Genomic DNA, 1,518 nt, shown 5'->3' on the forward strand with positions numbered 1-1,518 from the left:
ACATACACCCAACCATCGCGCAGTTGGCGCAGGGTGTAGCTGCGGGTTTTCAGGGCGGGTGGCGTGTTTGACCAGCCTTTGGGGAGAGGATGAGGTCCTTGGTTATCGCCCTTGTGCAACGGCGACTCGTCCAGCGCATAACGCACCGGAAACAGGGCGACTTCTGCCGCCATCAAGGCGCACTGCCCCATGGCCATCGGGGCGTTGGTGAAGGCTTGGTTGCGCCTGGCCCTTCGCAGTTGGGCATCGGTGACGGGCGGGTTCATCGCACTTCCTTGTTCATTTCGACGACGAGACAGGCGTTGTCCATTTGCTGCAAACGCCGCTCGGGGGGCAGTTTCAGCGCGTCGGGCGTTCGGGCCAGCCATTGTTGGTAGGGGCCATCGGCTCGACCTATGAACCCCGCCCCCCAACGCAGGCTGTGTTCGACCCAGACCGCGAGGCTGCGCTCACTGACAAGGCCCCAGGCGTGCGCCTCATCCAGGCACGTGTCGAACCATCGGGCCAGCTGGCGGTGATCGATGCGCCCGAGGTGTTCGGCATGGCTTTGCACAAAGCTGTCGTACAGCCGCTCCGTGAATCGCCAGCGTGCAGCGTGCTCCAGCGCGGCGAGTTGCCTATCGCCCAGATGAACAGGGGTTTCGCCACCCTCAAGAAGCGGCGCGGCACGCACAAACCTTTGCCACGCGCCCGGCGCCACAGGCTCCCAGCGATGTCGGAGGTCGGGCACATGCCAGGTTTCTATCGGGCCCAGTACGCCGTCCAAATGCGCGCCTTGATAACTGCCCAGCCAATGACGCGCCACCAATGGGTCGGCAAAGCGCAGCAAACCGCTGCTGCCCAGCGCATCCGGTGGAGCGAGGAAGCGTCGCAAGTGATTTGCTACCGCATTCAGGGGGGCCCGACTGTACAACAGGCAGGTATCCGGAGGCGCGATTGTCTGTTTGAGGATTTTACCGAGCAGGCGGGAGCCTGCTTGAACACCCACCAGTATCGGGCCGAGATCATGCAGGTCTGACCAACGTGTGCCCAGGTATAACGGGGCTATGTCGAGCGGTTCGTCTTGCAGGTACAAGCGGGCAATGGCATCGGGGCGCAGCACACCGTCGATCAGCAGAAAATTGGCCTGAGGCGTCGTGTTCATCGGTTCTTATCCTTTTCGGCCTGGGCCTTCGCAAATCTCGCAACGCGGCGTTGCGCGCAGCAAGGCGTGCCGCTGCGCCGCGACCAGCAGCGCACCGGGTTTGTCCCTATCGGCGGGTCGTAAAGGCCCTGGCAAGAGCGGCAAGGCACCCGTGCCACTGCCGGGGACGCCGCCAGAGTTCACATTGACCACCGGGCCACTGACGGTCACGCCGTTGCCGTCGACCTTGATAAAGCTGCCGGCGGCCTTGAAGGTGATTTCGCTGCCGGCCTCGATCACCATTTTCATGCCGCTGCTCAGGTGGATTTCCTGCCCCGCTTCGATGAACTGGCCCGTGCCGATCTTGATGTGCTGATTCACCGCAACGCTCAGGT

Annotated in this window: 2 protein-coding genes and 1 pseudogene; all 3 read right to left on the reverse strand. The window is 63.0% G+C overall.

The window, feature by feature from the left end; all coding sequences use genetic code 11:
- The coding region (locus ACW9H9_RS28530; protein ID WP_457370497.1) for a toxin VasX at window positions 1-266 on the reverse strand (266 nt) is incomplete at its 3' end.
- On the reverse strand, window positions 263-1,144 hold the full coding sequence (locus tag ACW9H9_RS28535; protein ID WP_457346671.1) for a DUF4123 domain-containing protein: 882 nt from the start codon (window positions 1,142-1,144) through the stop codon (window positions 263-265). The genes ACW9H9_RS28530 and ACW9H9_RS28535, both read right to left, overlap by 4 nt.
- Before the next feature lie 6 nt (window positions 1,145-1,150).
- Window positions 1,151-1,518: pseudogene (locus ACW9H9_RS28540) on the reverse strand (type VI secretion system tip protein VgrG); the annotation flags it as partial.

The organism is Pseudomonas sp. SDO5215_S409 (assembly GCF_054071325.1).